Raw genomic sequence first — 5,904 nt, 5'->3', positions numbered from 1 at the left:
ATTAACAGGAAGAAATGACTGGTCATCTACGTTACCGCAAGGTAACAATAGTTACTTCTACCCATCTGCAAGTTTATCTGCAGTAGTCAGTGATATGGTTGACTTGCCATTGTTTGTCAATTTTTTGAAGGCCAGAGTTGCTGCTGCTAAAGTAGGTAATGATGCTGATCCATATAGAACAGGTGTTGTTTATGGTATTGCAGTACCTTTTACCCCTGCCGGAGGAGCTCCTGTAAATAGAGCTTCCCTAGGTAACAGATTGGGTAATCCTGATTTGAAGCCTGAGTTCACTTCAGAGTATGAGGCAGGTTTCGAAGCGCAGTTCTTGAATAGCAGAATAGGAGTAGATGTGACCTATTTTAACAGAACCTCTACTGACCTTATTTTAAACGCTGATTTAGCAAGATCTACTGGATATGTTGACGAAGTTGTTAACGTTGGAGAATTGAATAACAAAGGGTGGGAGATAGGATTAGACCTAACACCAGTTAAGTTGAATAACGGTTTTGCATGGAATTCTTACTTCGCATTTACCAAAATCAAATCTGAGGTTATAGATGCAGGCCCAACAAAAGAACTGTTATTGGGTGGCCCTGGAAGTACATTAGGTACTATTTTCAGAAATGGCGCTCCATACGGTCAGATATTTGGTTCTAAGAATGCCAGGGATGATGAAGGCAACCTTTTAATTGACCCTCGAAGCGGCCTTCCTTTTGCCTTACCAACCTCTGATATAGTTGGTGATCCTAACCCTGACTTTACGTTAGGCTGGACAAATACATTCACATTCAAAGGTATAACGTTGAGAGCTTTGGTTGATTGGAAGCAAGGTGGAGATTTCTACTCGTTTACAGCAGCATCATTGTTGTTGAGAGGTCAGCTAAAAATCTCTGAAGATAGAGAAGCTATTCGTGTGGTGCCAGGTGTGCTAGGTGATACTCAAACGTTTGAGCCTCTTCTTGATGAAAATGATAACAAGATTCAGAACACAGTAGGTATTTCTGCATTCGATTCTCACTTCTCTAATGGCTGGGGAGCATATGGTCAGAGTGAAGTGAATATCTATGATGGAACTGTTATCAGACTGAGAGAAATCAGCTTAGGTTATAGCCTTCCAAAGTCTATACTTGAAAAGACTCCTTTTGGATCTGCTTCTATTTCAATATCAGGGCGTAATCTATGGTTTAACGCACCAAATATTTTGGAAGGTCTTAACCTTGACCCTGAAGTATTGGGTGAGGCACCTGATTCTAATGTTCAGGGCTTTGAGTATGGTAGCGCTCCAACTACAAGGAGATATGGCGTGAACTTATCACTAACCTTTTAATCAGAAATAATTATGAAAAATATAAAGAACAAAGTAGTCGCTAGTGCGATGTCTTTCATAATGTTATTTTCTGTAACATCTTGTGACATCTTCGACTTAGATATAAATCAGGATCCTAATAACCCAACAGAGGCATCACCTGATTTATTACTGGCCAATGTGCAGTTAAATGGTATTACAACTTTTGCAGGGGGATTAAATAACGCCACTATGGGTTTTATGGCTATTAACACCTCATTTGATGGGTTTAATATGAATAATGGCTCATGGAATGGTACCTGGAATTTTCTTTACTCAAACCCATTGGTTGATTTGGATAGGATTATCATTTCCGCTGAAGAGTCAGGTAATAACCCTCATTATTTGGGTGTGGCTCAGGTAATGAAGGCTTATTATTTCAGCATAATGGTTGACATGTGGGGGGATTTGCCCTATTTCACGGCCTTTAAGGGTGATATTGGAGAGAAAAACCCTGGTTATGATGATGATGCAGTGATCTACGAAGATCTAATTGCATTGTGCGATAAGGCTGTTGAAAATTTTCAATTGAATAGTGCTGTTGCTGTGACAGGTGACTTGATCTATAATGGTAGCGTCTCGAAATGGACGAAAGCAGCACATACGTTGAAGTTGAGATTATTACTCCATAAAAGTGCTTTAGACGAGAGTGGTATGGCCACTCAGATTCAAGCTTTGATTGATGATGCTGATGTTGATTTAATTACAAGTAGTGGTGACGATTTTCTCTTCAAATTCGGCAGCCTACAGAATCCAGACAATAGACACCCAATGTACCAAGCAGGTTATGCAGGTGGAGAGGCTGGCTATTCTTATTTTGGTTCTCAGTTTATGATTGAGATGCTTGAAAATAGAGATCCTAGAGTACCTTTCTATTTCAAGAGACAAACTGATGAGGTCTTAGATATTAATGACCCTACAGATAAACAAACTATCCCTTGTTCTCAAAGAACCGATTGCATCTATGGCTATTATGTAACTAATCCGGCCATGACACAGCGGGTATATGGAGTTGACCCGGGTAGTATGACAGCTGATCAGGAAGCTTATTTAGCAGGTTTCTTTGGTCGTGACAGGTCTGATCCATCGGGTATTCCAAATGACAATCCAATTAGAACAATACCTGGAGCTTACCCGGGAGCAGGTTTGTTTGATGATGTTGCAGAAAAAGGTGGAGGAAATAAAGGGAGAGGAGATGGTATTTTTCCTATGATAACTTCATGGATGACCTATTTCTACTTATTGGAGGCTCAGGTTAGACTAGGTGTAAATACAGGTATGTCTGATACTGAGTTATTAGAAGCAGCCTTGTCAGCTCAAATGGATAAGGTGATAGCTGTAGGAACGGCAGCGGACCCTGCTGCCAGTGATGATGTTACTGCATGGGATTATCCTATTACCTATACCGGTTTTGATGAATATGTTGATGAGATAGTTGATGCTTATCCTGCTGGGGGTAGTGAAGGGCAAAAGCTACAGTACATGATGAAGCAGCTTTGGTTTTCCAGTTTAGGAAATGGGTATGAGATTTATAATGCCTTTAGAAGGACAGGATACCCAACGGGGCTTCAAACTCCATTGCAACGACCAAGACAGTTTGCTCTAAGACTTCCTTATGCTCAGGCAGAGTTGAATTTGAATTCAAGTACGCCTACGGTAGTGTTCGACAGCCCAAGTGACGCTGTCTTCTGGGATGTTGTTAAGTTTCAATTCTAAAAGAATAAGAGATGAAAAGATTTAGTAAATTATATATAACACTATTGTTGTTGATTACAATAACAATATCGTGTCAGGATGAAGATCTGTTGGAGATCAATAATCCAACCTGGGAAACAGGTGTAAACTCATTTGGACAGTTTTCAGATGGTTCAGCTACTAATTTTATCAGAGGAGATAAGTCTACGGAGTTAGATTTTGATTGGAGATGGATTTCGGTTGACGGTGCCAATACAATAGTAAGTGCCCGTTTCTATGTAACATGGAACGAAAGCTATGTAAATGTAAATGGTGACGCTGCGCTAGCTAACCATGGTAAAGAGCTTGTGTATTCTACTGAGTCTTTAGCAGGCAATAGAGAAGATATTAGCTTCACATTGACACAAGATGATTTGTTCGCTGTTTTTTCTGGTGCCACTTATGACTATGATGATGGTGTTGACGGAAATACTATTTCAGTATTTTCTAACCCAGACAAACCAACTAGAAATACTAGCACACAGCCATTCATTGATGGGGATAGTTTTATACTAACATGGTCACTGACTGGTGCTGATGGCAGAATTTTCGAAGCATGGTCTCCAAGTGTTTGTAGTGATGTTCCAGGCTCTAATTGCCAGTTAAGCTGGATTGTGGAATGTGGACAGGTAATCGCTGATCCATCACAAACATATAGCCTAGCTATGGCGGATTCTTATGGAGATGGTTGGAATGGTGGTGCATTGGCAGTTATTGTTGATGGTGTCTCAACCGAGTATACTATTTCTAGTGCTCAGGGAAGTGCGGCAGCTTATGACGTTGTAGTTCCAGACGGTGCAACAAGCGTACAGTTTGAGTATATTTCGGGGGCCTGGGATTCAGAGGTTACATTTTCGGTTACAACCGAAAAAGGTAATGTAATTGCGAAGTATGGCCCTTCGCCTCCTGCAGGTATCTTGACCTTGGATTTATGCAAAGAGAATGAATAATAATAAATAATAATTTAGTTTGAGGGCGCAGATTTAATCTGCGCCTTTTTTATTAACCTGATTGCCGGGTTTGAAAATTACAGTCTTATCAGCTTCATTTTATATTAGAATGTAGATAAGTAACTAGGTAGAATTCATTAATATGAATATTGCAAATTCCTCGAATAGATTGTTAAAAAGCGCAAACTCTAAGATGGAGATGGTAGTATAATCTAGCATCGAAATGGGATAAGTCTTGCAATTGAATCTTCTCTCCTTATTAAGTAAAGACTATAGCTTTCGATTACCAATTGGTTTTGCTACTTTTCAATGTAGTTTGACCACTTATTGGTATAAGAAAATGAAAGATGGCATTATAAAAAGGGTTATTCACTTCTTCAAAGTTGGAATCTGGGAAGTAGATTTTAAGAAGATATCCGCTCGTCAGCGAGTCTTTTATAAGTTTATTAAGGTCATAATTCTTGCGGCAAAAGGAGTGCAAGAGGATAAAATAGCCTTGAGAGCTTCAGCGCTCACCTATTTTTCATTACTATCATTTGTACCCATTATAGCCATTGCTTTTGCACTTGCCAAAGGTTTCGGGCTAGATAAAGTTCTTGAAAAGCAACTGGCAAATAATTTTCAGGGCCAGGAGGAGGTTTTTAATCAAAGCCTTGGATTTGCACAAAACCTACTTGACTCTACCAGTGGTGGACTAGTAGCAGGTATAGGTGTTGTCTTCCTATTTTATTCTGTCATGAAACTTCTCAACAACATAGAAGAGTCATTTAATGACATCTGGTATGTGCATAAGGCCAGATCATTAACAAGAATGTTGACAGATTACATTACTGTGATGATTTTTGGTTTTATACTTATTATTTTGGCCAATGGTATAACCACCTATGTTGCGAGCCAAATTACAGAGTTAACAAACCAGATACAGCTTTTGGGGTGGTTTAAGGGTATTATTTTACCGGCTTTGAAAATTCTTCCGTTTACCTTGTACTGGCTGTTGTTTACGTTGCTTTATATCATTATGCCTAATACTACCGTCAATACCAAGTCGGCTATAATAGGTGGGGTCATTGCGGGAACGCTTTTTCAGCTTTTTCAAATTTTACTTTTTCAGTTTGGGGTAGGGGTGTCAAGATACAATGCTATCTATGGTAGTTTTGCTGCTTTGCCATTATTTCTCATATGGTTACAAACCAGCTGGATGATTGTTTTATTTGGCTCAGAGATTTCTTATTCCATTCAAAATATTGATAACTATGAGAGTAACATAAAGGCTGAAGGTTTTAGTCTTAGGTTTAAGAAAAAAGTGGCTTTGGCAGCCAGTCTCGTAATAGTCAATAATTTTAAGGACGGCAAAACTCCTCTGACTTTAAAAGGCATTAACGATCAGATTAAGGTTCCGGCTCAGTTGCTGCAGGAGGTGTTAGAAGCATTAGTGGATTGTGGCGTAGTGTCAATTACTATCAACAAAAAGGAAATTGAAGCTTACCAGCCTCATGTGGATACCGATTTAATAACCGTGCAATATGTGCTATCTAAATACGAAGGGTATGGAAAAGATGAGGAAGGAGAAAAATTAAAACCTGTGCAAGAAGCAGATAGTATTCTGAAAGAACTTGATGAGTTATTAGGTAAGTCTAAAGTTAATAAGCTGATAAAGGGGATTTAATCAGTGAGGAAATAATTTATGAGCCTTGTGGATACATTTCGATTCAAACCAGATTCCATGATTATAAGCTAAAATTTTTGAGTGACTATGAAGTGAAATATGGATTAATTCAATTTCAATGTTTGATTACTTTGCCTTTATAAACCGTCTTTTTATTTTTTGTAAAATTGAATAATCTACCACATCATATCATCTTTGTGTATTACTGA

General features: G+C 38.8%; 4 protein-coding genes. All 4 read left to right on the top strand.

The features are described from left to right. Window positions 1-1,327 (top strand): TonB-dependent receptor domain-containing protein (locus E1140_RS02375; protein ID WP_155178648.1); only part of this gene is annotated, 1,327 nt, incomplete at its 5' end. Between the two features lie 12 nt (window positions 1,328-1,339). Beyond that, a complete protein-coding gene (locus E1140_RS02370; RefSeq protein ID WP_155178646.1) occupies window positions 1,340-3,061 on the top strand; it encodes a SusD/RagB family nutrient-binding outer membrane lipoprotein in 1,722 nt (573 codons plus the stop codon). Window positions 3,062-3,072: 11 nt separating this feature from the next. Then, window positions 3,073-4,029, top strand: coding sequence for a hypothetical protein (locus tag E1140_RS02365; RefSeq protein WP_155178644.1), 957 nt, complete (start codon window positions 3,073-3,075; stop codon window positions 4,027-4,029). A 340-nt stretch (window positions 4,030-4,369) separates the two neighbouring features. After that, window positions 4,370-5,695, top strand: coding sequence for a YihY/virulence factor BrkB family protein (locus E1140_RS02360; protein ID WP_155178642.1), 1,326 nt, complete (start codon window positions 4,370-4,372; stop codon window positions 5,693-5,695). Window positions 5,696-5,904 lie beyond the last annotated feature (209 nt).

Source organism: Fulvivirga lutimaris, assembly GCF_009711525.1.
Classification (GTDB): domain Bacteria; phylum Bacteroidota; class Bacteroidia; order Cytophagales; family Cyclobacteriaceae; genus Fulvivirga; species Fulvivirga lutimaris.
This window is presented reverse-complemented; position numbering and strand designations above follow the sequence as displayed.

Coding starts and splice junctions, on each gene's coding strand:
- E1140_RS02370 (WP_155178646.1), top strand. CDS start 1,340: ATGAAAAATATAAAGAACAAAGTAGTCGCTAGTGCGATGTCTTTCATA.
- E1140_RS02365 (WP_155178644.1), top strand. CDS start 3,073: ATGAAAAGATTTAGTAAATTATATATAACACTATTGTTGTTGATTACA.
- E1140_RS02360 (WP_155178642.1), top strand. CDS start 4,370: ATGAAAGATGGCATTATAAAAAGGGTTATTCACTTCTTCAAAGTTGGA.